27 protein-coding genes and 1 other RNA gene are annotated in these 23,687 nt (G+C 68.9%); 8 read left to right on the forward strand and 20 right to left on the reverse strand.

Going from position 1 to position 23,687, the window contains the following annotated elements:
- Nucleotides 1-15 precede the first annotated feature (15 nt).
- Nucleotides 16-228 (forward strand): hypothetical protein, encoded by a 213-nt coding sequence (locus ACQPY0_RS53020; RefSeq protein WP_432979569.1) that lies wholly within the window; start codon nt 16-18, stop codon nt 226-228.
- On the opposite strand, the gene ACQPY0_RS53025 is transcribed toward ACQPY0_RS53020, so the two are convergent.
- Nucleotides 200-460 (reverse strand): Txe/YoeB family addiction module toxin, encoded by a 261-nt coding sequence (locus ACQPY0_RS53025; RefSeq protein WP_432979572.1) that lies wholly within the window; start codon nt 458-460, stop codon nt 200-202. The genes ACQPY0_RS53020 and ACQPY0_RS53025 overlap by 29 nt on opposite strands.
- Nucleotides 457-714 carry a type II toxin-antitoxin system Phd/YefM family antitoxin gene (locus tag ACQPY0_RS53030; protein WP_432979575.1) on the reverse strand — a complete coding sequence of 86 codons (258 nt, stop codon included), beginning with the start codon at nt 712-714 and terminating at the stop codon, nt 457-459. Before ACQPY0_RS53030 ends, ACQPY0_RS53025 begins: the two co-directional genes overlap by 4 nt.
- A gap of 142 nt (nt 715-856) precedes the next feature.
- On the opposite strand from ACQPY0_RS53030, the gene ACQPY0_RS53035 reads away from it, so the two are divergent.
- Together ACQPY0_RS53035 and ACQPY0_RS53040 are read left to right on the forward strand one after the other, a co-directional pair.
- A complete protein-coding gene (locus ACQPY0_RS53035; RefSeq protein WP_432995795.1) occupies nt 857-1,264 on the forward strand; it encodes a winged helix-turn-helix domain-containing protein in 408 nt (135 codons plus the stop codon).
- A gap of 233 nt (nt 1,265-1,497) precedes the next feature.
- Nucleotides 1,498-2,676 (forward strand): hypothetical protein, encoded by a 1,179-nt coding sequence (locus ACQPY0_RS53040; protein WP_432979578.1) that lies wholly within the window; start codon nt 1,498-1,500, stop codon nt 2,674-2,676.
- 39 nt (nt 2,677-2,715) lie between these two features.
- Here ACQPY0_RS53040 and ACQPY0_RS53045 read toward each other — a convergent pair whose 3' ends face one another.
- The 6 genes from ACQPY0_RS53045 to ACQPY0_RS53070 form a co-directional block, all read right to left on the reverse strand.
- Nucleotides 2,716-3,537 carry a hypothetical protein gene (locus ACQPY0_RS53045; protein ID WP_432979581.1) on the reverse strand — a complete coding sequence of 274 codons (822 nt, stop codon included), beginning with the start codon at nt 3,535-3,537 and terminating at the stop codon, nt 2,716-2,718.
- A complete protein-coding gene (locus tag ACQPY0_RS53050) occupies nt 3,530-4,024 on the reverse strand; it encodes a SigE family RNA polymerase sigma factor (RefSeq protein ID WP_432979584.1) in 495 nt (164 codons plus the stop codon). The genes ACQPY0_RS53045 and ACQPY0_RS53050 overlap by 8 nt, the downstream gene beginning before the upstream one ends.
- Before the next feature lie 675 nt (nt 4,025-4,699).
- On the reverse strand, nt 4,700-5,263 hold the full coding sequence (locus ACQPY0_RS53055) for a GNAT family N-acetyltransferase (RefSeq protein WP_432979587.1): 564 nt from the start codon (nt 5,261-5,263) through the stop codon (nt 4,700-4,702).
- A gap of 10 nt (nt 5,264-5,273) precedes the next feature.
- Complete coding sequence (locus tag ACQPY0_RS53060) at nt 5,274-5,636, reverse strand: aldo/keto reductase (RefSeq protein ID WP_432979590.1); 363 nt, start codon at nt 5,634-5,636, stop codon at nt 5,274-5,276.
- 184 nt (nt 5,637-5,820) lie between these two features.
- Nucleotides 5,821-6,360 (reverse strand): YdcF family protein, encoded by a 540-nt coding sequence (locus tag ACQPY0_RS53065; RefSeq protein WP_432979593.1) that lies wholly within the window; start codon nt 6,358-6,360, stop codon nt 5,821-5,823.
- Between the two features lie 147 nt (nt 6,361-6,507).
- Nucleotides 6,508-7,284 carry an alpha/beta fold hydrolase gene (locus ACQPY0_RS53070; protein ID WP_432979596.1) on the reverse strand — a complete coding sequence of 259 codons (777 nt, stop codon included), beginning with the start codon at nt 7,282-7,284 and terminating at the stop codon, nt 6,508-6,510.
- 39 nt (nt 7,285-7,323) lie between these two features.
- Here ACQPY0_RS53070 and ACQPY0_RS53075 point away from each other — a divergent pair, with 39 nt between their 5' ends.
- A complete protein-coding gene (locus tag ACQPY0_RS53075; RefSeq protein ID WP_432979599.1) occupies nt 7,324-8,328 on the forward strand; it encodes a sigma-70 family RNA polymerase sigma factor in 1,005 nt (334 codons plus the stop codon).
- 502 nt (nt 8,329-8,830) lie between these two features.
- Here the strand turns inward: ACQPY0_RS53075 and ACQPY0_RS53080 are convergent.
- Complete coding sequence (locus tag ACQPY0_RS53080) at nt 8,831-9,286, reverse strand: hypothetical protein (protein WP_432979601.1); 456 nt, start codon at nt 9,284-9,286, stop codon at nt 8,831-8,833.
- Nucleotides 9,287-9,551: 265 nt separating this feature from the next.
- On the opposite strand from ACQPY0_RS53080, the gene ACQPY0_RS53085 reads away from it, so the two are divergent.
- The 3 genes from ACQPY0_RS53085 (at nt 9,552) to ACQPY0_RS53095 (ending at nt 10,722) form a co-directional block, all read left to right on the forward strand.
- Complete coding sequence (locus ACQPY0_RS53085; RefSeq protein WP_432979604.1) at nt 9,552-9,806, forward strand: type II toxin-antitoxin system Phd/YefM family antitoxin; 255 nt, start codon at nt 9,552-9,554, stop codon at nt 9,804-9,806.
- 76 nt (nt 9,807-9,882) lie between these two features.
- Nucleotides 9,883-10,296 carry a hypothetical protein gene (locus tag ACQPY0_RS53090; RefSeq protein WP_432979607.1) on the forward strand — a complete coding sequence of 138 codons (414 nt, stop codon included), beginning with the start codon at nt 9,883-9,885 and terminating at the stop codon, nt 10,294-10,296.
- A 54-nt stretch (nt 10,297-10,350) separates the two neighbouring features.
- Complete coding sequence (locus ACQPY0_RS53095; RefSeq protein WP_432979610.1) at nt 10,351-10,722, forward strand: type II toxin-antitoxin system VapC family toxin; 372 nt, start codon at nt 10,351-10,353, stop codon at nt 10,720-10,722.
- Between the two features lie 360 nt (nt 10,723-11,082).
- Here ACQPY0_RS53095 and ACQPY0_RS53100 read toward each other — a convergent pair whose 3' ends face one another.
- Both ACQPY0_RS53100 and ACQPY0_RS53105 read right to left on the reverse strand, forming a co-directional pair.
- Nucleotides 11,083-11,697 carry a hypothetical protein gene (locus ACQPY0_RS53100; protein WP_432979613.1) on the reverse strand — a complete coding sequence of 205 codons (615 nt, stop codon included), beginning with the start codon at nt 11,695-11,697 and terminating at the stop codon, nt 11,083-11,085.
- Nucleotides 11,698-11,710: 13 nt separating this feature from the next.
- A complete protein-coding gene (locus ACQPY0_RS53105; RefSeq protein WP_432979615.1) occupies nt 11,711-12,217 on the reverse strand; it encodes a hypothetical protein in 507 nt (168 codons plus the stop codon).
- 532 nt (nt 12,218-12,749) lie between these two features.
- Between ACQPY0_RS53105 and ACQPY0_RS53110 the strand changes: the two genes are divergently transcribed.
- Complete coding sequence (locus ACQPY0_RS53110) at nt 12,750-12,875, forward strand: hypothetical protein (protein ID WP_432979618.1); 126 nt, start codon at nt 12,750-12,752, stop codon at nt 12,873-12,875.
- A gap of 198 nt (nt 12,876-13,073) precedes the next feature.
- Here the strand turns inward: ACQPY0_RS53110 and ssrA are convergent.
- From ssrA to ACQPY0_RS53155, 9 genes are all read right to left on the reverse strand, one after another.
- Nucleotides 13,074-13,447: a transfer-messenger RNA gene (ssrA, locus tag ACQPY0_RS53115) on the reverse strand.
- 70 nt (nt 13,448-13,517) lie between these two features.
- Nucleotides 13,518-14,867: an SRPBCC domain-containing protein gene (locus ACQPY0_RS53120; protein ID WP_432979621.1), complete on the reverse strand. Its 1,350-nt coding sequence runs from the start codon at nt 14,865-14,867 to the stop codon at nt 13,518-13,520.
- A gap of 69 nt (nt 14,868-14,936) precedes the next feature.
- On the reverse strand, nt 14,937-15,416 hold the full coding sequence (gene smpB, locus ACQPY0_RS53125) for an SsrA-binding protein SmpB (protein WP_432979624.1): 480 nt from the start codon (nt 15,414-15,416) through the stop codon (nt 14,937-14,939).
- A 159-nt stretch (nt 15,417-15,575) separates the two neighbouring features.
- A complete protein-coding gene (locus tag ACQPY0_RS53130; protein ID WP_432979627.1) occupies nt 15,576-16,853 on the reverse strand; it encodes a peptidoglycan DD-metalloendopeptidase family protein in 1,278 nt (425 codons plus the stop codon).
- Between the two features lie 159 nt (nt 16,854-17,012).
- The gene (gene ftsX / locus ACQPY0_RS53135; protein ID WP_432979630.1) at nt 17,013-17,888 is read right to left on the reverse strand and encodes a permease-like cell division protein FtsX; all 876 of its coding nucleotides are present in this window, start codon (nt 17,886-17,888) and stop codon (nt 17,013-17,015) included.
- Nucleotides 17,889-17,955: 67 nt separating this feature from the next.
- Complete coding sequence (gene ftsE, locus ACQPY0_RS53140; RefSeq protein ID WP_432979633.1) at nt 17,956-18,636, reverse strand: cell division ATP-binding protein FtsE; 681 nt, start codon at nt 18,634-18,636, stop codon at nt 17,956-17,958.
- Nucleotides 18,637-18,866: 230 nt separating this feature from the next.
- A complete protein-coding gene (gene prfB / locus ACQPY0_RS53145; RefSeq protein ID WP_432979636.1) occupies nt 18,867-19,985 on the reverse strand; it encodes a peptide chain release factor 2 in 1,119 nt (372 codons plus the stop codon).
- A 55-nt stretch (nt 19,986-20,040) separates the two neighbouring features.
- Complete coding sequence (locus ACQPY0_RS53150; RefSeq protein WP_432979639.1) at nt 20,041-20,556, reverse strand: PadR family transcriptional regulator; 516 nt, start codon at nt 20,554-20,556, stop codon at nt 20,041-20,043.
- 119 nt (nt 20,557-20,675) lie between these two features.
- Nucleotides 20,676-23,657 carry a protein kinase domain-containing protein gene (locus ACQPY0_RS53155; protein ID WP_432979642.1) on the reverse strand — a complete coding sequence of 994 codons (2,982 nt, stop codon included), beginning with the start codon at nt 23,655-23,657 and terminating at the stop codon, nt 20,676-20,678.
- Nucleotides 23,658-23,687 lie beyond the last annotated feature (30 nt).

Raw genomic sequence — 23,687 nt, forward strand, 5'->3', positions numbered from 1 at the left:
CCATGCCGGCAAGGCATGCGCGATCGTGTGATCAGCTTTGTGAGTCCTGCAGCCGCCTCCAACGCCGAGGACTCCGCAACGGCGGCGTGGTGGATCGCCGGCGCGGTTGTGGTGCTGCTCGTCGCGGCCGCAACTACTGGCCGGACCGGTGGTGCGCTCGGCGAGCGGAAACTGCGCCAGGGCTTGGCGATCGGCCGGATCAGTCGTAGTGATACCGGCAGGAGATGATCGTGATTTCGCCGGGTTCGACCGCGTAGACCAAGCGGTGCTCTTCGTCGATGCGCCGCGACCGCAGGCCGGCCAAGTTGTTCCGCAGAAGTTCCGGCTTGCCGATGCCGGGGCCGTCCGGATCGCGCTTGATGTCAGCGATCAGCGCGTTGATTCGTCTGAGCGTCTTGCGGTCCTGCGTTTGCCAGTACAGATAGTCGTTCCATGCGGGATCGGTCCAGCTGAGCTTCACTCGCCGGTATCCAACTCTCGCTCGGTCGTCCGTCCGGAGCGCCACTGCTCGACGCTCTCCATGAGGTGCTTCGCATTGGCGGGGGATCGCAAGAGGTAGTTGGTCTCGACAATCGCGTCCCAGTCTTCCTTGCTGACCAGCACCGCGTTGCCACGCTTGGACACGATCTCGATTGGCGTGTGGTCCTCGTTCACGCGCTCGATGAGCGGAAACAGGCTCTTGCGCGCCTCGCTGGCGCTGATCGCCGCTGCCATGTCAACCTCCCAAGCACTTGTACCAAATATGGTACCAGTGGAGGCATGGCACCGCCAGGGATGGCGACGCGTGACCGCGACCGCCGTGGTCGTTGACACCTGGTTAATGTTGGCCATATGGCCTATTTTACGTCGCATGTCGATGTCGCCAAGACCAGGGCAGAGCCTTTTCGAGCAAGTCGCAGCGGCCATCCGTGCCGAGATCCGCACCGGGACCCTACGGCCGGGCTCGGACCTGCCGAGCGAGAAAGCGCTATCCGAAACCTACGACGTCGGTCGGGACACGGTTCGTGATGCCCTGCGGCTCCTTCGGGATGAAGGGCTTGTCAACTCACGTTTGGCTATCCCAAGACCATCACGCGAGTCGAGCCGTTCATGGCTGAACTCGATGAAGTGGCGAAGCGCGGATGCGCGCTCAACGACCGGGAAAACGAGACTGACGGTAGATGCGTCGGCGTGCCCCTGCGTACTGCCGCGATTCCCACACTCGGAGATCGAGAGCGTGGCGTCGGCGCTCATTCGCGCCGCCGAGGAGATCGGGCCGGCGTAAGGCTTGGTGGCTCGACCGAGCCGGCGCGGTGCGGCGCGCGCTCACCGCGCCGGCTTTCCCGGGAGGGCGGCTGGCCGGAGTTTCCGCCCTTTTCACGGTCAACGAGTGAGTTCGTGCCGGTAGGGACGTGTTCTTCGACGGCCTGTACCTGTCCGTGCGCGCCTGTGACGATCGCGTCGGCGTGCACGCGCCGCCGACCGGAACCCGCGCTGCTCCTGCGGCGTCGAAGCGCCATGGGTCGTCGTACGCTGTCCGCCACGCTCGCCGCGCTCGCGTGTGTCGCGATCGCTTCCTGCACTACCGGACCCGGGCGGGTGGAGCCGGCGTCGTCGGGTGTCGAGTCGGCGGCGTGGCGGCGATTGCCGGACGGGCCGCTGACCGCCCGCGAGGGCGCGATAGCACTGTGGACCGGCACCGAGGTGCTGGTGGTCGGCGGCAGCGCCGCGCCGCCATGCCCGCCGACCGCCTCCTGCGTCCCACCGGACCGCCTGCTGACTGACGGTGCCGCCTACAGCCCGGCCAGCCGGACCTGGCGGGCGATCGCCCCTGCGCCCGAGCCGGTCGCGTGGGCCGATGCCGTGGTCGTCGGACAGGTGGCGTACGTGCTTCCGTCCGCTCCGAGGGGCGGGACGTCGTCGCTACTCGCGTACGACATCGGCGAGGATCGGTGGTCGCGGCTCAGTCCGCCCGGGGAAGGCGGCGACGGATACCGCCTGCTCGGCGCCGGCGAGCATCTTGTCGCGTATCGGAGTTCGGATGAGCGCGACCCGGACCTGCCGGACCTGTTCCATGACCCGCGAACGGCGGGTTGGCAGCCGTTGCCCGCCGACCCGCTCGGCCCGGGGTTCGACCGCACCATGGCCTGGACCGGGCGTGAGCTTGTGTTGTTCGACAAGCAACTCGTCCCGGACCCGGGAGCGCAGCGCCCTTCGGTGACGCGGGCCGCCCTGGTGGTCGACCCGTTCGCGGGAGCGCCGCCGGTCTGGCGCCGGCTGGCCGACTCGGAGATCCTCGGCACCTCGCCCTGGCTGGTGGCCGGCGGTCGACTGGTCAACCCGACCCTCGGCGGCGCCGATGGCGGGAAGGTCGGCAACTACGGCCGAGCCTATCCGTACGGGGGCGTCGTCGACCTCCCGAGCGGTCGCTGGTCGACGCTCCCCCCGGCTCCCGACGGGCTGGAGTCCGCGGGCGCCTTCGACGAGCGCGCCGCGGTCTACACCCGGCCCGACGGCGCCGTGCTCGATGTGGCCCGCGGCCGATGGATCCATCTACCGCAGCTGCCGAAAGGCTCGGATACGGCCGGACCGACGGTCGTCGCGGCTGGCAGAGACCTGGTGATATTCGGCGGGGCGCACTGGACGTCAGACCAAGGAACGCTGCGCGATGAGGGCTGGATCTGGTCGCCACGTTGAAACCGGATGAACGTCCCGTCGCGGGTCCGCTGGGGAGCGCTATGGGGTTGGGGAGGTTGACGGGGTAGCGGTGGGTGGGCCGCAGTTGCTGTTGTTGCGCTCCTCGGCTGAGGTCGGGAACTGCCAGAAGCTGAAAGCTGCGGTGGCGTGTTTCTGCAGCAGGTTCAGGTAGGCGCTCGGGGTGTCCTGGACCGAGTTGGGAATGGTGGCCGGGATCGGCTTCGTGGTCTGCAGGGCCACGTAGCCCTCGCCGCACGGGCCGGGTATCTCGTTGATTTTGGGGGCCGGGACGGTCGGTGACGCCTTGGTCAGGTAACGCTCGGTGGTGGAGGCCAGGACGATGAGCTGGCGGTCGCGGTCCCACACGTAGCGGGCCTCGACGAAGCGCAGGCGGTAGGCCGGGCACCGGTCGAAGTAGTCGAGCGGCCGGATCGAATAGGGGACGCCGTTGAGCGCCTCGGTGCCGTACACGTAGGGCTCGCCGTACGCGGCGCCGTCCGGGGGTGTCGCGCAATTCGACGGCTTGGCGACGGCGCTGCCGGCGGGGTCGCCGGCCTGCGCGAGCGGGGAGCCGGTGGCGGCGGTGGTGGGGGGTGCCGATGTCGGGGCCGGCTCGCTGGTCAGGGTCGGTGTCGGGGCGTCGGAGACGGACGGGTCGGGCGGGCGCGGGGCGTCGCCGAGGGTCGGTAGTACGGCCAGTGCGAGCACGGCGACGATCGCCGCGGTGGCGGCGGCCAGCCTCCGGCGCTTACGGCGGCGCAGCACGGCCGGGATCGACTCCGGACCGGGCGGCCGCGCCGCGCGCACGGACTGTTCCCGGAACGCCTCGAAGCGCTCCCGCAGCGGGTCCCGCTCAGCCATCGCCAGACCGCCCGTCGTCCAGGCTGAGCAGCTCGTTCAGCATCGTACGAGCGCGGTGCAGGCGGGCCTTCACGGTGCCCTCGGCGGCGCCGGTGAAGGTCGCGATGTCGCGCACCGGCAGGTCCGCAACATAATGCAGGATGACCGCCTGCCGGTAGATCGGCGGGAGCTTGGCCAGCGCGCGGGTGAGGTCCAGCGACAGCCCGTCCGGGCCCTCGACGTCGGGCAGCGCGAGGTCGCGGCGCCAGTGCAGCAGCCGTCGCGCGCGCCGCCAGCGGCTGATCGCGAGGTTCCAGGCGACCCGGCGCACCCAGCCGACCGGGTCGTCGAAGCGCGAGATCACCGACCACCGCGCGAAGGCGCGCGTGTACGCCTCCTGGACGAGGTCCTGCGCCTCGGCCCGGTCGCCGACGAACGCGTGGAGCTGCGTCAGAAGCTGGGGGAACGTCGCCGCGTAGAAGCCGGCGAATTCGGGGGCGACGACCAACGGTGCGATACTCCGGTCAGGAACAAGACCCATACAGCCTAGATCGACTTCGCTGGCCGCGGAGCCCCGTGCCGCCGCGACCATCGAAGCCGTCCCTTGCCCGAGTTGCTGGAACCACCTGTAACACGCCGGGCCGAGCGGAAGGTTGCATGGAATTTTTTGGCTCGGGTTCGTCTGGGTTGCGACCGTTCCTCCCGCGAGGCAGCGGTCGCTTCGCATCCCTGTCAGGTCCGCGTTTACTCGCGGTCGGCCTCCGGCCGATGGAGGCGACGATGACTGACCAGCCGCCCACACCGAGCCCGCCGTACCGAGGCGCGGCGGAGTCCTTCCAGCCCTGGTTCGTCAGGCCCTCGCCGCCGGGCTGCCCAACGTCCGCCGCGCCCTGGCCTGGCTCGCGCGCCCGCCCCCAGGCACCTCGCCCGGCTTCGAGCCCGACGGGGGCGCCGCCGAACGTCTCGGCAGCATCCGCGCCGAGATGGCCGAAGCCGACCGCAGACTGACCCCACCCAGGTGAAACTCGCCAGAGCCAGGGCGCGGCGCAGCCGGAATCAGGCGCACACGTGGACGGTCGCCGGCTGCGACCGGATAACCCACTGGTGCTGGTTCCGGACCTGTTGACGTGGGCCGGATTCATCGTTGCCGGGTCGGGGCCGCCGGACGCGGCGGCGGCGAAGGTCAGGCGGAGCCGGCGGGCGGTGGACGGTCGTGCAGGATGCGCTGGAACAGGACCGACTCCTGCCAGGTACCGTCCAAATACAGGTAGTCGCGGGCCTGCCCGATGCGCTCGAAGCCGTTCTTGCGCAGGACCCGCTGGGACGCCTCGTTGTCCGGCAGCGTGCTCGCCTCGATGCGGTGCAGGCCCAGCTCCGCCTCCGCGATCTCGCAGACCGCCGTCAGGGCTGCGCTCGTCAGGCCGCGGCCCTCGTAGTCGGTGTCGATCCAGTAGCCCACGCTGGCGTTGCAGAAGGGGCCGTGGACGATGTTGGAGAGGGTGATCATGCCGACGATCGCGTCGGCGTGGGTGAGGACCATGGTGAGGGCCTCGCCCGCGGTGTTGCGCTCCACGGCCTTGGCCACGCGCTCCCGCTGGCCCGGCAGCGTCCAGTACCACTCCGGCTGCATCGGCGACGAGCGGCGCAAACGGTGCCGGTTACGCAGGCTCGCGGTCAGCAGGGCCGGGGCGTCGTCGGCGGCGATCGGCCGCAGGACGACGCCACCGGGGAGCGCGACTGGGTTCATGCCCGGCCCATCAACCTCTCGACCTCGGCCGGCTCGTACGGCGTAAGCGGGCCGGCGCGCCGGCGTTCCCCTCCACCTGGGCGACCGTGCGGCAGCCTCGGATCGGGATCGTCCGCGAATCGTACGCCCACAGCCAGGCCGGCGCGCCCTGAGCGCCGGAGGTGAGGATCTCGCGGATCGACTCGATGCGGGTCAGGAACTCGGGCGTTGAGCGGCCGTCCCGGAAGTACGCCGACCACTGCGGGCTCAGGTCGCGCACGTCGTCGCGCGGCAGCTCGGACTGCGCGGTGTACCGGCCGCCGAGCAGGCCCATGGCGAGCGGGCCGCGGACGATCGTGGCGAGCGGCGACCGGGAGGACCTCGAAGGGGCCACGCAGGACGGACAGGTCGGCCTGGACGGTGGCGCAGTGAGGGCCGGCCGCGGCGAACGCGTCGGCGCGCTCGGGAAAGTTGCCGATCGCCCAGCAACCCATGCCGAGCACGTTGACCTCGACCTCGCCGCGTCCCAGGAATCGCGTATTCATAAACGTAGCGCGCCACCCGGAGCGCGCTGCAGGTCAGCAGTACTTCTGCACGAACTTCGCCTTCGCCGAGGCCGCCCATTGGTACGGGATCTGGCGGAACCAGTACAGCGGCGGCAAATGTGAGACGGCCACGTAAACCTGCCCGGGAAAGCATCTGGTGACCCGCAGCCGGGCACGCCAGGCGTGGTCGGCGGTGGTGACGAGGATTATCGAGTGCCAGCCGTACTGCCGCGCGTAGTTCCCGATCGCCTCCGCCTCGCCGCGGGTGGTGTCGGGGTCGGGGTGGAAGCACAGGACGGTGACCCCGGACTCGGGTGGCAGGCATTTTCCCGAGTCGGCGTCGGATTGCAGCGTGGACTGCACGAGATAGTCGGCGCGGTGCTGGGCCGCCAGCTGGATCGCCAGGCGGTCGCGGTCCGCGTTGCCCGGTCCGGCCAGCTCGACGATGGCGTCGGCGTGGGCCGGGAGGGCCGGGAGGCGGGGCCAGACGAAGTACCGCCCGGTCAATCCGAGAAAAACGATGAGCGCGACCGCCGCCACGGCCAGGACGTGTTTCCTCCATCTCCGGCGCATGCCGGGAGCTTTACATCGCCGGTTGAAGAAAAGGTGTACGCCGAATCGGGAAGTCGCCCGAAATCTGCGGACATGCACACACGTGCGAGAATGCGCTGGCAGCCGTTTACCAGCGCATTCCCGGCCCACATTCAGGCGTGAGGTGCGTCACACGGCGCCGAGCACCTCCCGCAGCCGCGCGGCGAATCCGGGCGGGTCCATGACAAAGGCGATATGCCCGCCGGGAAACGGCACCGGCTCGCCGCCGAGCAGCGCCGCCATCGCGCGCGAGGTGCGATCCAGCAGCTGACCGGCGGACTCCTCGCCGAGCGCGACGAGAATTCGCGCACCGCCGTCACGCAGCGCGGCGACATCGGGGCGGAATCGGGTGGTGCCGCGCATTTCGTGGCAGAACCAGAAGCGCTCGTCGGGGTTCGGCCCCGCCGGCGGCTCCCCCGGCACGCCGGCGTTGACCATAAACTTCTTCCAGGCGCCGGCGACGTCGCCGGACTCGTAGGTGGCGATGATGTCCTCGACGGCCGCGTGCCGCTCCGCGCGGTCCTCGAGCACCTCGTTGAGCGGCAGCTCGTGCGCGATCACGGTGTGCGCCGCGCCGGGGTGGCGCTGGGCGAGCGCGAGGGCGGTGACCGCGCCGCCGCTGGAGCCCAGGACCGCGGCCGGGCCGGCGTCGACGTGCGCGATGAGCCGGGCCAGGTCGTCGGCGCGCCGCTCGGGGGTGGAGCCGGACTCCGGCACATCGAGCGTGCTCGCGCCGATGCCCCGCGGATCCGTGGTGAGCACGGTATGGTCGGCGGCGAGCAGGTCGGCGAGCGGCGCGAAGAACCGCGTCCCCATCGGGGCGCCGACCAGCACCAGGAGCGGGCCTTCGCCGCGCACCTCGTAGTAGAGCGCGGCGTCCGCCACGCGCAGGATGTCGTGTTTCATCGGATGACCTCCTTCTGTCATTGAGAGGAGACCGCCGCCGTGGCGCAGACTCGTCGCCTTCTCGAGCCCGACTTCGCCGACGACCTCGACCGGGCGCGCAAGGGTGACGACGACGCGTTCGCGCGCCTGGTGGAGCCGCTGCGGGGGCCGCTGCACGCCCACTGCTACCGGATGCTGGGCTCCGTGCACGACGCCGACGACGCGCTGCAGGACGCACTGGTCCGGGCGTGGCTGGGGCTGGCGGGCTACGAGGGCCGCGGGTCCCTGCGCGCCTGGCTGTTCACCGTCGCCACCCGCACCTGCCTCGACCTGGCCGCCGCGCGGGGCCGCCGCGCGCTGCCGATCGACCTCGGCCCGTCCGCCGAGCGGGCCGCCGTCGGCGAGGAGCCGCGCACCGACGTGGCGTGGCTCACACCCTACCCCGATGTCGTCTACGAGCGCCGCGAGCGCGTCGAGCTCGCCTTCGTCGCCGCGCTGCAGCACCTGCCCGGCAACCAGCGCGCCGCGCTGCTGCTGTTCGAGGTGCTCGACTTCTCCGCGGCCGAGATCGCCGCGATGATGGACACGACGGTCGGGTCGGTGAACTCGGCCATCGCGCGCGCCCGCCGGACCGTGGCCCAGCGAATCCCAGCAGCACCGCAGCAGCCCACCCTCCGCCGCATCGGCGACGAGCGAATCCGCGAGATCGTCGCCGCCTACGCCACCGCCCTGGAACACGGCGACGCGGCGGCCCTCATCGCGCTCCTCACCGAGGACGTCACCTGGTCGATGCCACCCCTCCCGACGTGGTACTGCGGCCTGCCGGCCGTCACCGACTTCGCCGTACGCCTGCCGCTGACCACATGCGGCAGCTGGCGACACCTCGCCACATCCGCCAACGCCCAGCCGGCGATCGCCTGCTACCTGCGCGCCGGCGAGTCCGGGCCACACGAGGCCTGGTCACTCAACGTCCTAACCTTGCGTGAGGACCGAATCCACGAGATCACCTCATTCATCGACCCGGCGACCTTCGCCCGGTTCGGCCTGCCGCCCCGCCTGCCCTGAGACCCCTGGGCCAGCCTATCCGGCCACACGCCACCACCTCGAAACTGCCGGCGAAACCCACGACCGCAAGTGATCTTGTCGCAGATCGCAGCTGCAGCCTTCGCAAATCGAAAGACAGTTGGTCGCGAAACGAAAGCAGGAGGCGGTCGCTCGCACTGACTCGCGCCGCCCGGGGGCGTTTCCTCAACTCGTACGTGCAGAACCTGATCGACCGGGAAGTGACCCAGCTGGCCGAGATCGAACGAGCACCGCAGCTGATCCGCTTACTGGCCGCGCGGTCCGGCCTGCTCGTCCCCGCTTGAAGGGCCTACTCGCACTGGACGGTCACGCGCTTCGCGATCCGGGCGCCCGTTCGGACCGCGCTTACTTGAACTCCGTGACGGCGGAAACACTGACGGGCGCGACGAGAGTCGCAACGCGACGCAGCGGGGCCTGTACTCCCGGCTCGGACACCACCAGCGCGATCGAGTCGGTGCACCGGCGCGTGTCAGGAGTCCACGCTTCATGTCGAGCCCTGCAGGTAACTGGCCACCGCCGACGAGAACACCCCAGGGGGCAGTGCCTGGGGTGGGCTCGCCGATGGCAGCTCGGACAATACGGCCAGCCCGGCGGTGAACGTCCCACGGTGCGCCGCCGACGACTGGCCCGCCGCGGTGCGCCAGTATCGGTCGGCTGCGACGTCGAACTCGACCAGCCCAGCCGCAGCCAGCCGACTCAGCGCCGCGACGAACTCGTCCTCCCGTGGAATCGCATGGTTCAGGTAGTCGGCCGCAGCGATCACCTGACGCAACGACGATCCGCGAACCGAGTCCACCCCGCCGATCGACCGCAGAATCCACACGTCAGACAGTGTCCAGCCTTCTTCCAAAGCGGTCTCCGTTTGTCGTGCGGGCAGGATCAACCAGTACGACAACATGCGGCATGTCGCGCAGGCTCGCGACACCCGCAGTTCTGCCACGCGTTCCTACCATCGCCGCGCTTACCTTGACCCGCCGTGGGACGACGCCGTGCTCTTCGGGGTGTGGGCGAAGCGAGCGCGAAAACCCGGAACCGCAGATGGCAAGCGGCCCCTGCCGTGGAGCAGGGGCTGCCAGTGGTGGAGGTCGCGCTTGCCTACTTGAACCCTCGTAACGGCCCGGACCTGACCTGAGCTGCCGGCCGCCCGACCTGAACCCGTGACCTGCGCAAGTCGACGGGCTAACCTATTAGCTAAGGAGGTCACCATGTCTGAGGCCGCCGCCCAGTTCAACATCCACGAAGCTAAGACCAATCTGTCTCGGATCATCGATCGAGTCGAGCACGGCGAGGAGATCACCATCAGCCGAGCCGGCACGCCGGTCGCGAAGGTCATCCCGTTCAAGCGCGAGATCAAGCGGACAGGCCGCGGAACCCTGAAGGACAGTCTGGTCGCGACGGACGACTGGGACTCACCCGAGGTCAACGAGGCCATCGCGTCCGACTTCGGGATGATGCCGTAGCAGTCCCATCAACCTCACCTCGCACTTGACTCCTAACTATAGATAGGTAGAATCACCCATCAGGGGTGAGCCACGCTTGAGGAAGATTGATGTAAGCGATGCGGCGTACGACATGATCGCGTTCGCCGCTAGGATCGCAAACCTATCTATTAGTGAAGCCGTAGACAGACTTGTAGGAATCTCCGATGGGGCGGCGAGCAAGGCCCCAGCGACCGACGAGGCGGGCCGACCAGCCACCGAAGAGATTCCGATCACGGTAAAGTACCGCGGCCATCGCATTTCGGGATTCCTCGATCCCGTGACAGGGAGAGTCCGAATTACCGAATCGCCGGCACCCAATCTGATAGGGACGTACAGAACGCCCAGCCAGGCAGCGATGGAGACGGTCCGGGTTCTCAACCCTGACAGACAGCACCCGCAGACCAACGGCTGGCGGTTCTGGTACGCCGATGACGGACAGTTGATCGAACGACACCGTCGAGCAATCTGAGCGAGCACGAAACGTCAGCACCAACAAGGACTCGACAATGCAGGGGACCAACTGATGGGCCTTCTCCTCGACACCCACGTTGTGCTGTGGTGGCTCACCGACGACCCGACGCTTGCCAGCGACTTCAAAGACCGTCTCGACTCTGAGCCGGATGTCTTCGTCAGCGCCGCAACCGTGTGGGAGGTGACGATCAAGCAGGAAGCGGGCAAACTCCAGCCGGCGGACCTTCCAGAGCGAATCCGAGACAGCGACTTCCGCCGCCTTGCGATCGAGATGGACCACAGCATTGCCGCCGGCCGGCTCCCCCTGCACCACCGCGACCCGTTCGATCGGATGCTCATAGCCCAGGCCATCGTCGAAGGCTTGACCTTGGCAACCCGCGATGCCGACATCCAAAAGTACGACGTCGACATTCTCGCCGTCTGACGGACACAAATCCGTAGTCCGACCCGAGCGAAGCGATCGCGAGGAACCCGGAACCACAAAGCGAAGCCCCCCGCCGAGCAGGGAGCTAGACGAGTACCCCAGCGCCGGTAGACACTTCGGCGGCCCCACCCGATTGGGTGGGGCCGCCGCCGTTGATCTCTCCAGTGGACCTAACACTCGCTTACTTGAACCCGCCGTAGGATGCCGCTGGGGTGCGAGGTACGAGTGGGCCAAGCCCCATCGGAGAGTTACGAACTCCTCCGCCCGCGAAGGGCGAACGGCCCCCTGCCCGAGTACGGGCACCCAACAGCGGGTCCCTTGAATCCGGCAACAACCAACCGTGGTCCGTCGTCGGTCCAACTACTTGGCGGCGACTCGCTCAAGGTCCGCGACCGTGAATTTGGGCGCGGTGTCGCTGATCTGAGCCAGGGCCCCGGACGCGTCAACCGGATATTGCGCCTGGTCAGGATTGAGCAGCGACGTCGGGGCGTCAGGGTACGTCGCGAGGAACAGCACGTAGCGGTCGCCTTGGCGCAGCGGTTTAGCCCCAACCTCGCGGAACGTCTTGCCGTCCAATGTGCCGCCTAGCTGCTTGATCGCAACCCCATCGCCGACCGCGACACTGCCCTTGTACACCTTAATTACCTTCGCCTGATAGACCGTGACGACAACTGGCGTCTTAGCGTCTTGCCCTTTGTTCGTGCCGGCATTGGGGTTCAGTCGCGGATCGTTCGCCGGCTGGCCCGATGGGACCAGGTATTGCGTTTTCGAATCCTGGCCGATCGTGGCCTCGATCACCAAATCGGCCTTCTTGAACAGGGCAGGCAGGTCAGAGTATGCGGGGTAGTCCGGATGGTATTCAAATACCTCGCTCTGGGCCGTGGCCTTAGGCGGAGCAGCTTCCTCACCGCATCCGGCGAGGGCCACGAGAAACACGCTGGTTAGAGCGAACGAGCGAACCTTACGGTTGAACAATGGACTCTCCCGTTCACGAGTAGAAGTTGTTGACGTCATTGATGTCATACGTCTGAGGCGTGGTCAGCGTCGAGCGGTTGCGGTCGTGTCTCATGATCGACGCGTTCGACGCCACTGGAGGGTTGTCAGCAAGGCTCAGAGCATGTCCCAACTCGTGCGTGAATGAACTCGTTACCCAGTTACCGAAGTTGCCACCCGCGTCAGCGCTCAACGTCCGCGAGTTCAGTTGGATCCGGAAGTAGCGCCCGGAGCCGGATCCGAACGGGGTGTACAACCCATACCAGGTGTCCGACAGATTCGGCGCCTCCATCCACGACGACGCCGAGGAGGACTTCTCGATCCAGGCGGCCGTTGGCGTGTTGTACCAGTTCGTCAACGCTTGATCCAGAGGCCCCTGCCACGTGCTATTGAAGCTGTAAGGCTGGATGAAGAAGTGGGAGCTCCACATTCCCCCTGAGTAGTACGTCGCATGTGCCGGAGCCGCCGCCACACCCGCCACACTGCCAACTACCGCGACCATGAGGGATCCCAACCTACTCAAGGCCCAAATCCCGACCGAGCGTTTCCGATTCATCATCCAGCTCCCTGCGATCCGATGCATGTCTAGATTAACATGCATCTATTGGGTAGAGTAGATTAGTTTATCTTCACAATTCTTTTCAGTAAACTCTCGGCAACAATCCCGTTGCCATCTGGTCGACCAGTCGCCGGTTGGACGCCGCCGAGCACCAGGCGGTTCCCGGCGCTAGCTGGCCAGGTCAAGCCACAACCCGTCGTGGAGGCGAGCCTGGGGAACACGTTGGCCACTGACGCGATCGAGCCCACAACGGACCCGACCGAGCCGCTGTGGAGCTACCCTGCGCTCAATTGCGCAGGGACCCCTAGTACGCACTTACCTCGCCGGCGTGCGGGCGGCCGCCGCGGAACACACTCGGCGATCACTCGTATCCAGCGTCTCCCACCACTCAGACCCCGTGACCGCCCTCGCCGCCGACGGGCCCGTACGCCGCCTGAGCAGCCCGCGACGTGCTCTTCACAGCCGCGCTGATCCCATGACCGGCCAATGGGTCGAGGAACGCAACCTGCCGCCCGAGCGAGCAACATCGAGCCTCTTCTCCAGCCACCGCGACGACCTGGACAACACCACGGTCGTCGTCCAACGCGAAATGCACGGCTAACAGCAAGCGACCCTCGCCGCACGGGGGCACCAAGTAGCAGCAGGCGACTCCGGCACAGCGCCGCCCACCACAACCACCGCGAACGCCGCCGCAAGGGGGGGTTGGTGGCAAAGCCCCACCGGGGAGCGAGCGAAGCGAGCGCGAGGAATCCTCCGCTGTCAACGGCGAACGCCCCCTGCGTGAGCAGGGGGCGTTCGACAGTGGAGGTGCCGGGAATCGAACCCGGGTCCTTCGTCGCTTTGTTAGGGCTTCTCCGAGCGCAGCTCGCTGTGCCTCTACTCGGCCCTACCAATCACGCGAGCGAGTTGGTATGACGGGCCCAGTCACAATTAATCTCGCCGCGCGAGCCCCGTGACCGGGCTCGGTTGGCCAGCCTTCTAGCTGATGCCGGTTACTGGGCCGAAGGCACTCCCAGACCGACAGAACTTCACCCTTGCTTAGGCAGCGAGAGCGAGTTCGGAGCGCTTGTAGTTGGCGCTTATAACTTTCCGACGACTGATTCGCGAGACAACGTCGGCTTCCTCGGCTCGCTTCCCCTATCGCCACAAACAAAGTCGAAACCAGTCACCCCCGCGCGGGTGGTGTTGGCTGCCGCACCACCTCGGTGCGACCGATCAAGCGTAACCCCTCTCGGCCACAGTTTCATCCCGGTATCCCGGTGCAGTTCCGGCCGTCGATCGTGCAGCTGAAGGGGGAGTTGCGTACGCCCAGGCCCTCGACGTCGAAGCGGACCGTGGCGGACGTGCCCGGCTTGATCGTGCGGGTGTCGTCGACCGGGGTGAAGACCACGCGCAGGTCGGTGCGGCTCATCACCGCGCCGTTGATGTTGCGGACGCTCAGGTCCAGCAGGGGCAGGGCGATGACCAGGGTCCAGTCGGTCGCCATGGTCTGGCTCGGGTTGGAGATCGTGACCGTGACGCGGTAGGAGGTCAGGGTCAGATTTTCCGTTTTGTACGCCGCCGCGAGCTGTGCGAAGCCCGCCGTCGACGCCTGGGGCGAGGCGGCCGGCGACGAGGCGGGCGCCGAAGGGGTCGGAGAGCGCGAGGCGGCGGCGGACATGACCGGGGCCGAGGACGGGCGCGACGGCGGGATCGGAGCGGCCGGCATCGTGGCCTGGGCCGGGCCGGGGCTCTCGCCGCCGGTGCGCGGGGGCGCGGCCGGGTGCAGGGCCGTGGCCTTGCCGATCAGGATCGCGGCCATGGCCAGCAGCAGGAGCGCCGCGGCGCCGGTGGCGACGGCCTGGCTGCGGCGGTCGGCGGACCAGTCACGGACGCCGGCCAGCCAGTGCCAGGCGCGGCGAAGGGCCGGGGCGGGGGCGGGCCGGGCGCCCATTCTCGCGGTACGGACGGGATCAGGTCTTGAAGTGGCGACGCCGGTGGCGTGAGCGCCGAGCACCGCCGCGGCGAAGCCGGGGACGGCGGTGGTCGGGCGCGGGCCGGCGATCTTGCGCACGTGCGAGCTCAGGCCCGGCGCGGAGTGGCTCGGGGCGTTGCCCTGGCGCGGCAGGCGGTTGAACGGGCCGCCGTCGTTGCGGCGCGGCACGGCCGGCGGCGGGGGCGTCTCCGGGGCCTCCGTCTCCCGCGCGGCGATCTTGGCCAGCGTGGCGTTCAGGGGGCCTTCAAACAGGGTGTTGTACGTCGTGAGCAGCGCCCTTCGCCGCATCGTCCCCTGCGGCCCCAGAAACCCGCTCTGCGTCATCGTCAGCCGCGTGCCGTCCCCGTGCTCGGCCAGCGTCAGCGCGACCACGGTGTGCAGGTTGGTGGCCTCCCAGCGCATCACCAGGCGCTCGCGCACCTCGACGGTGACGATCTGGCCCTCGATCGGGTCCTCCAGGCCGGCAAGGTCGCTGGCCTGGAAGGTGAACGTGTCGTTGTCCCGGATCATGAATTGCGTGGTCGGCAGCCAGTCGGTGACGAGGTGGGCCTCGGTGAGCGCGCGCCATACCACGGCGGGCGGGTGCTCGAGGTCGACATCGACCCGAATCTCGGTCACGGAGGGACTATATGGCCTCAACGCATTGCTTGCATGGTGCCGAGGCGTTGCTCACGCGCGCGGGCCTATTTACTCAGCGTTGCCCTTGCCGCGGCGGCCCACAACGCGAGCGATCTCGCGGTCCGCGTCGCGTTTGGCCAGGGTCTGGCGCTTGTCGTACGCCTTCTTGCCCCGCGCCAGCGCGAGCTCGACCTTCGCCCATCCGTCGGAGAAGTACACCGACAGGGGCACCAGGGTCAGGCCGCTTTCCCGGACCTTGGCCCCGATCCGGTCGATTTCCTGCCGCTTCAGCAGCAGCTTCCGGATCCTCCGGGGTGGATGGTTCGTCCAGGTGCCCATCGTGTATTCGGGCACGTGCATCGCGTGCAGGAAGACCTCGCCGTCGGAGATCTGCCCGAACGCGTCCACGAGCGAGCACCGGCCGGCGCGCAGCGACTTGACCTCGGTTCCGGTCAGCGCGATGCCGGCCTCGAACGTGTCGAGGATCTCGTAGTCATGGCGCGCCTTGCGGTTGGACGCGACCAGCTTGCGCCCTTTTTCGCGCGGCATCGACCCCTCCTGAGTCTCACGATCGAAGAGAAGCGTAGCGCGCCGGGCAAGAGCATTTAGCGGTACCGCCGGCGCCGATTGCCGCTTGTCACGGCATGCCGCCGGTCAGGGTATAAATCCGAAATGTCGCGGCCGGCGGCCCGACATTTCGCGAAAGCCTCAGCACAGGCAGGCGGGGAGCCAGTTCAGGGGCTGCACCGGGGTGCCGTTCAGGCGTACCTCGAAGTGCAGGTGATACCCGGTCGACGCGCCCGTCGTGCCCACGCGGCCGATCAGCTCGCCACGGCGTACGGCCTCGCCCACGTGCACCAGGATCGCCGACTGGTGCGCGTAGCACGTGGCCAGGCCCTTGCCCTGGTAGAGGCCGTGCGAGACGCACGTGTAGTTGCCGTTGCCGCCGGACGGGCCCGCGCGCACCACGACGCCGTCGGCCGCCGCGACGATCGGCTGGCCGCCGCCCGCGGCGAGGTCGACGCCGGCGTGCAGCTGGTAGACCTTGTACACCGGATCGAAGCGCATGCCGAAGTTGCTCGACTTCCAGCCGTGCACCGGCATCACGAAGAACGCGCCGGTCTTCGGGGCGATGACGGTGTTCGGCGGGGTTTTCTTCGTGGTCGTACCGCCGGCCGCCTTCTTCGCCTCGGCCTGCGCCTGCGCGCGGAGTTGCTCGGCGACCTTGTCGCTGTCGGCCTTCAGCTGCTCGTAGCGGGCCAGGACCGCGCCGCGCTCCTCCTTCGCGGTCGCCTCGGCCTTCGCGCTCTGGTCGAGCAGGGTCTGCACGTCCGCCGCGGCCTTCTCGGCGCCGGCCTGGGCCGCCTGCGACTCGGCGAGGGTGCGCGCGGCCTCGTCGGCGGCCTGCTGGGCGCGGCGCAGGGCCAGCAGTGCGGCGTCGCTGCGCTGCTTGGCCTGCATGCGGGCGGTGGTCAGCTCGTCGACGGCCCGCTGGTTCTCCCCGGCGACGTGGTTGAGGTACTCGATGCGCATCGCCAGGTCCGCCGGGCCGCCGGCGTCGAGGACCGAGTTGACCATGGCGAAGCCGCCGCCCTTGTAGGCGGCGGCCACGAAGACCGAGACGTCGCCGCGGGCCTTGTCGACCTGGCGTTTGGCCTCGGCGTACCCCTGGTCGGCGACCTGCGCGGCGGCGTCGGCGCCGGTGCGGTCGCGCTCTGCCTGCCGTACCGCCGCATCCGCCGCGATCACGCGACCCTTCGCGTCCGCGAGGCCGGCCTGCGCCCCGGGCAGGGCGGCCTGGGCGCGGTCGTGGTCGGCGGCGGCCTGCTGGGCGCGCCCGGTCGCGGCTTCCAGCGTGGCCTGGGTCTCCTGCAGCTGCCGGTCGAGGCGGGCCTTGTCGTCGCGGGCGTCCGCGTGCCCGGCGGTACCGGGTCCGAGGAGCATGAGGACGGCGCCGACTGCGGCGACGATCCGGATTCGGTTCACGGAAGCAACCCTCCAGTACCACTTGAGGGTTACCGTACGCGGGAAAAAGCCCACAAGCCCGAAATTTCGGCTAAATGCACCTAACGTGGACAACCCGAACGCGCCGAGGGCGGCTCCCCGGTCCGGGGAGCCGCCCTCGCAGTACGGCTGGATCGAAGGTCAGACGCGCACGTAGAACCGCAGCGTGACCCAGGCGGTGACGGCGCTGACCAGCCCGCCGGCGCCGCAGAGGACCGGGAGCATGACCCACACGTTGCTCCAGTCCACCGGCAGGAGCACCGTTGTCAGCGCCTTGAGTGAGCCGTCGATGAAGAAGATCTTCGCGGCCACCAATGCGCCGAAGGCGAGGATCGCGCCGATCAGGCCGGCGAAGGCCGCCTCCAGGACGAACGGCATCTGGATGAACCAGTTCGAGGCGCCGACCAGCTTCATGACCGCGACCTCGCGCCGCTTGCTGTACGCCGCGACCTGAATCGTGTTGGCCACCAGCAGCAGCGCGGCGGCGCCCTGGACGACCGCGACCGTCAGCGCCAGGGTCTGCAGCGCGCCGAGGAGGTCGAAGACCCGTTTCAGCAGCTGCTTCTGGTCGATGATGTCGCTGACGCCCTCCTGCGAGCGGAACTGGTCGCCGAACTCCTGGACCTTGTTCGGGTCCTTCAGCTTGATCCGGAACGACTCCGGCAGCGAGTCCTGCTTGGTCGCGGCGACGAGGTCGGGCGCGTCCTTGAACTGCTCCTGGAATCGCTTCCAGGCGGCTTCCTTGGTCTCGTGCTCGTAGGACTTGACGAGGCCGTTCGACTTCAGCGCACTCTCGATGGTGCTGCGCTGGTCGTCGGTGACGTCGGCCTTGAGGAAGACGGACACCTCCACCCGCTGGTAGAAGAAGTCTTCCATCTTGCCGACCTGGAAGAAGAGCAGGAGGCTCGCGCCGAGCATGGTCAGCGAGACGGTCATCGTGATGATCATCGCGATGGTCATCGTGACGTTGCGCCAGAGCCCGGTCAGGACTTCGGAGAGGACGTATCTCACGCGCATCGGGTGGGGGTTCCTTCCCAGCGGACCCAGCAGGAGGACAAAGGGCGGTGCGGACTAGGGCTGGAGGTCAGCCGTAGACACCGCGAGGCTGGTCCCGCACGATCCGGCCACTTTCGATCTCGACGACCCGGCGACGCATCTGGTTCACGATGTTGGAGTCGTGGGTCACCATGACGACCGTCGTGCCGGTGCGGTTGATCCGGTCCAGCAGCCGCATGATCTCGATCGACGTGTCCGGGTCGAGGTTTCCGGTGGGCTCGTCGGCCAGCAGGATCAGCGGCCGGTTGACGAACGCCCGGGCCACCGCCACGCGCTGCTGCTCACCACCGGAGAGCTCGTGGGGGTAGCGGTGCTCCTTGCCGCCCAGGCCGACGAGCTCGAGCACCTCGGGGACGACACGGCGGGCGACGCCCTTCGACTTGCCGATGACCTCGAGGGCGAAAGCGACGTTCTCGTATGCGGTGCGGTTCGGCAGGAGCCGGAAGTCCTGGAACACGCAGCCGATCTGGCGACGGAAGGCCGGGATCCGCCAGGAACGCATCGACGTCACGTCGCGCTCGTTCACGACGACCTTGCCCCGGTTCGGGGTGACCTCGTGCAGCAGCAGCTTGATGATCGTTGACTTGCCTGAGCCGGAGGGACCGATGAAGAAGACGAACTCGCCCTTCTCGATGTTGACTGACACGTCGTCGAGGGAGGCGCGAGACGCCTTCGGATACGTCTTCGTCACGTGGTCAAGCCGAATCACGGGAGGTGAGTCTACGCGGTGTCACAAGTTGGCCAAGTACGCGCGGTGCGTCATGCGCGATTTGCCGGCAATGCGAACCCGAAGAGGGGACGCGAACAGCAGGGCAGCGCTTGATTCCGCGAAAAGGTGTGATGTACGCCTCATTTCACGGGGATCAACCACATGTCACGTTAGGTAATTGACGCACTCCAAAGCGAGAAGTCGCGCACTCGTGGCGCAATCGTGACCGATCACGCGGCCGGGTCGAGCTCTCGCTGCTTGCGCCAGCGGATCCCGGCGTCGATGAACGCGTCGATGTCGCCGTCGAAGACCGCGGTCGGGTTGCCGGTCTCGTGCTCGGTCCGCAGATCCTTCACCATCTGATACGGGTGCAGGACATAGGAACGCATCTGGTCGCCCCAGGAGCCCGCGACGTCGCCGCGCAGCGCGTCCATCTTCGCCGCCTCCTCGGCCCGCTTCACTGCCAGCAGCTTGGCCTTCAGCACGCCCATGGCGGTCGCCTTGTTCTGGATCTGGGAGCGCTCGTTCTGGCAGGACACCACGATGCCGGTCGGGAGGTGGGTCAGCCGCACCGCCGAGTCGGTGGTGTTGACGCCCTGGCCGCCGGGGCCGCTGGAGCGATACACGTCCACGCGCAGCTCGTCGTCGGGGATCTCCACGTCGTCGGTCTGCTCGACCACCGGCACGACCTCCAGCGCCGCGAACGACGTCTGCCGGCGGCCCTGGTTGTCGAACGGGCTGATCCGCACCAGCCGGTGCGTGCCGGACTCGACCGACAGCGTGCCGTAGGCATACGGCGCCTTGACCGCGAACGTGGCGGACTTGATGCCCGCCTCCTCGGCATAGGAGGTGTCGTAGACGTCCGTGTCGTAGCCGTGCCGCTCCGCCCAGCGCAGATACATCCGCAGGAGCATGTCGGCGAAGTCGGCCGCGTCGACGCCGCCGGCGCCGGCGCGGATCGTGACGAGGGCCTCGCGGGCGTCGTACTCCCCCGACAGCAGCGTGCGGACCTCAAGCTCCTCGATCGACTTGGACAGCCCGGCGATCTCGTCGCCGACCTCGCTCAACGACCCCGCGTCGCCCTCGGCCTGGGCCAGCTCCAGCAGCACCTGGGCGTCGTCGAGCCGCGAGCGCAGGCGCTCCAGCCTGGCGATCTCGCCCTGGACGTAGGACAGTCGGGAGGTCACCTTCTGCGCGGCGACCTGGTCGTCCCACAGGTTGGGCACCGACGCCTGCTCCTCGAGATCGGCCTTCTCCTTGCGCAGGCGATCGAGGTCGAGCACCGCCTCAATGTTGCGCAGCGTGCCGTCGAGGTCCTTGAGAGCTTCGGCGTGGTCCAGAGCAGTCACGGGTCAAGCGTACGCCCAGGGGGCCCCTGGCCATTTGCCCGGCGCGCATCCTGGGCTACTTGCCCGGGACACCCTTGAGCCAGGTGAGCGCCGCCTTGTGGTAACCGACGGCGAACTCCAGCGACGCGGCGAAGAAGTCGTCGCCCGTTTTCTTCGCCTCCTTGGCCATTTCCCGCGCCTCGGTCAATGCCGCATTGTGATATTCGGCCGCCTGGGCATAGACGTCCTGGAGCTGGGAGGCGGACTGCTGCGCCCCGAATGCGACCCGCAGCGCGACCGGATTGCGCAGCGCCTCGCGGCCGGCGGGCTCCGCCAGCCACCGGGCGAAGGCACGCTTGCCCGCCGGGGTGATCGCATACGGCTGACTGGAGCGGGCGCCCGGCTTGCCCAGCTTGACGTAGCCGGCGTCGGCCAGCGCGGGCAGTTCCCGGTAGACCTGGCTGCGCGTCATCGACCAGTACGGCCCGAGCCGGCGCTGTGCGGCGGCCATCAGCTGGCCACCCGTCATCGGTCCCTCGTGCAGCAGGCCCAGCAGGGCCGCCGCGGTCGCGTTGACTCCAGAATCCGCCATGGACCCTACGCTGTCACTTTTCTCCGGCGCAGTCCAGGATTTCGGCAAATCCACTGTGAACTGTCGCGCTGCGACTGTCGAGTTAGGACAGCCGTACGGTGACCGTCCTTACACGAGCGTCACTTGAACGACGGGAACGCCGGCATAGACGGGAACGTGGGGAACGAAGGCATCGGATCGCCGATGCCCGGCAGCCCCGTCTTCGTCGGCTGCGGCACCGGCGTCGTCGGCTTCTTCGTCGGCGGCTTCTCGCCTGAGCCCGCGTCGCCGGTCGCCGTGGGCTCCGCCGTCGCCGTGGCCGATTCGCCCGGCGTGGCGCTCACCGGCGGCACGACACCGGCCGACCCGGAGGCGCCCGGAGCCGGCGTGGTGACGTTGACCTTCTTGTCGCCCGTGTCGCCGGTCGGCTTGTCGTTGCCACCGAGCAGGAGCACCCCACCCGCGATGATCACGATCAACAGCAGCCCGCCGCCGATCGCGGCGAGCACGCGGCGCTGCCTACGCTGCTCATCCCGCGGCGGCGCGGCGACGGACGGCTCACCGAATGTCTCGAACAGGTGATCGGCGGTCTCTTCGGGCGTCGCCACCACCGGACGCGGCGGCGCCACCGGCTCGAACGGGTCAACCGCGGGCGGCAGCACGCTCGGCTGGTTGTTCAGCACAGTGGTGACCAGCTCCGGCGCCGCGCTCGGGGCGACCGACTCGAAGCGGAGCACGGTCGGGGGCTCATCGGGCGACGACGTACGCTGCGGCGGGACGACCATCGCAGCGGCGGACACACCGGCCGGAGCGGCGGGATCGCCCCAGAGCGGCGCACCGGCAGCGATCGCCTCGGCGGCCACATCCGGCATGCCGACCTCGCCCGGCACGGCATCCGCCCCCGACATGGCGCTCGCACCGGACGCGGCAGCCGCGCCTGAGGTGACGCCCGAGCCAGAGACGGCAACCGCGCCAGACGCGACACTTGCGCCCGAAGCGGCATCCGCGCCCGACGCGACGCTCGAGCCAAATGTGGCATCCGCGCCGGACGGGGCATTCGCTCCGAAAGTGGCATCCGCGCCGGACGTGACACTCGGACCGAATGTGGCATCCGCGACGGACGCGACGCTTGCGCCGGAAGTGGCATCCGCGCTGGACGGGGCATTCGCTCCGAAAGTGGCATTCGCGCCGGACGTGACACTCGGACTGAATGTGGCATCCGCGACCCACGCGACGCTTGCGCCGGACGCGACGGTTGCGCCGGAAGTGGCATCCGCGTCCGAGGTGACACTCAGGACGAACGTGGCATCTGCGCCCGACGCGACGCTTGCGCCCGAAGTGGCATCCGCGTTCGACGTGACACTCAGGACGAACGTGGCATCCGCGCCCGACGGGGCATTTACACCCGAAGTGGCATCCACGTCCGAGCTAACGCTCGGGCCGAACGTGGCAGCCACGCCAGACGGGGCATTTGCAGCAGCGCCCAGCGTGAGTTTCGGATCCAATGCGGCCGCCGCGCTAAACGGGACATTCGCGTCATAGATGGCAATCGCGTCAGACGGGGCGCTTACGCCAGACTTGGCAACCGCACCCGGAGTGGCGGCTACACCTGGCGTGGAAGCGCCCGACTCGGCGTTTGCCCCAGGGGGATCGATCCCGCCGCGCGTAGCCACCTCACCCGATGTTTCGGTTTTGTCCGACATTCCGGTCTCATCGGACTCCGCGGGGGTGACGGACTCGGCGGTTGCCTCCGGCTGGACGGTCACGACCGGTTCGGCGGCGAACGCGGCGGTCGGGTCGTCGCCGGACACGACGGGCGCAGGCTCGGAGGCGACCTCGGCCACGATCACCCCGGTCACATCAGCGTCCGGCGCCGCGGTGGACCCGGCGGCGAACGCGGCGGTCGGGTAATCGTCCGACACGGGTTCGGAGGCGGGCTCGGCCACCTGGGCCGGCTCGGCCGCGATCACCGTGGTCGCGTCGACGTCCGAAGCAGCGGCGATCGTGGTGGTCGGGTCGTCTCCGGCCGGGGGCGGGGCGCTTTCCGCCGGGGACGGCTCGTCGTGTGGTACTGATGCGGAGAGAGCCTGCGTGGCAACGTCGGCGACGCCGTGGGGCTCGGTCGGCAGGTCGTCGATCGGCACCGCCATCATCAGCGCCGCGGACGCAGCCGCCGGTGAGGTCGGGGCGGTCGGCAGCGGGACCCAGTCGACGCGGCGGACGGGGGCCTGGACCGGCGCGGTCAGCTCGGCCGAGCGCTGCCAGAACGTCACCGCCTCCGCGGGCAGCCGAGGCAGTGGCTCGAAGCCGTCCAGGGCGCCCTCGGCGGCGCGCAGCCGGCCGACGATCGAGGCCGCGGTCGGGCGCATACGCGGGTCGAGCTCCATGCACGCCTCGATCACCGGCCAGAGCGCGGCCGGCATGCCGGGCGGGGGCACCGGCACGCAGTCGGCGTGGCGGCGCAGGACCTCGTTGGGCGAGCCGCCACGGTACGGGCTGCGGCCGCAGATCAGCTCGAAGAGCACGACACCGAGCGCGTACACGTCGGCGGCCGGGCTCGGCGGCCCGCCGGCAACGACCTCGGGGGCGACGTACTCGGGCGTGGCGTGCGTCGGACCGGCCGGGCGGTCCAGGCGGCGGGCGACACCGAAGTCGGCGAGGCGGACCGGGCCGCCGTCGGTCGGCACGAGCAGGTTCCCGGGCTTCACGTCGCCGTGGACGATGTTGTTCGCGTGAACGTACGCCAGCGCATCCGCGACCTGGGCCACCACCTCGGCGGCGACGGCGGGCGGCAGCGGCCCCTCGGCCCGCAGCCGGCGGCGCAGGTCCGGCCCGGTGACCAGCTCCATGGCGATCGCGAGCACGTTCGTCTCGCTGACGAGGTTCATGACCCGGATGACGGACGGGTGCTCCAGCCCGGCCAGCAGCTCGGCCTCGCCGAGGAAGCCGTCCTTGAGCTCGGGCACCGCGGCCGCCTCGTGGCGCAGCACCTTGACCGCGACCCACTCTCCGGCCTGCGTGTCGTATGCGCGCCAGACCGCGCCGATCGCGCCCCGGGCCACCTCCGACTCGAGCCGGTAGCGGTTGCCCAGGATCGTCTTCGCGCCCGTGACCGTCTTCATCGCCCGTCCCTCCCCTTACCTTGGAACGGT

The organism is Dactylosporangium sp. CA-233914 (genome assembly GCF_050942935.1).
In the GTDB taxonomy this organism is placed as follows: Bacteria; Actinomycetota; Actinomycetes; order Mycobacteriales; family Micromonosporaceae; genus Dactylosporangium.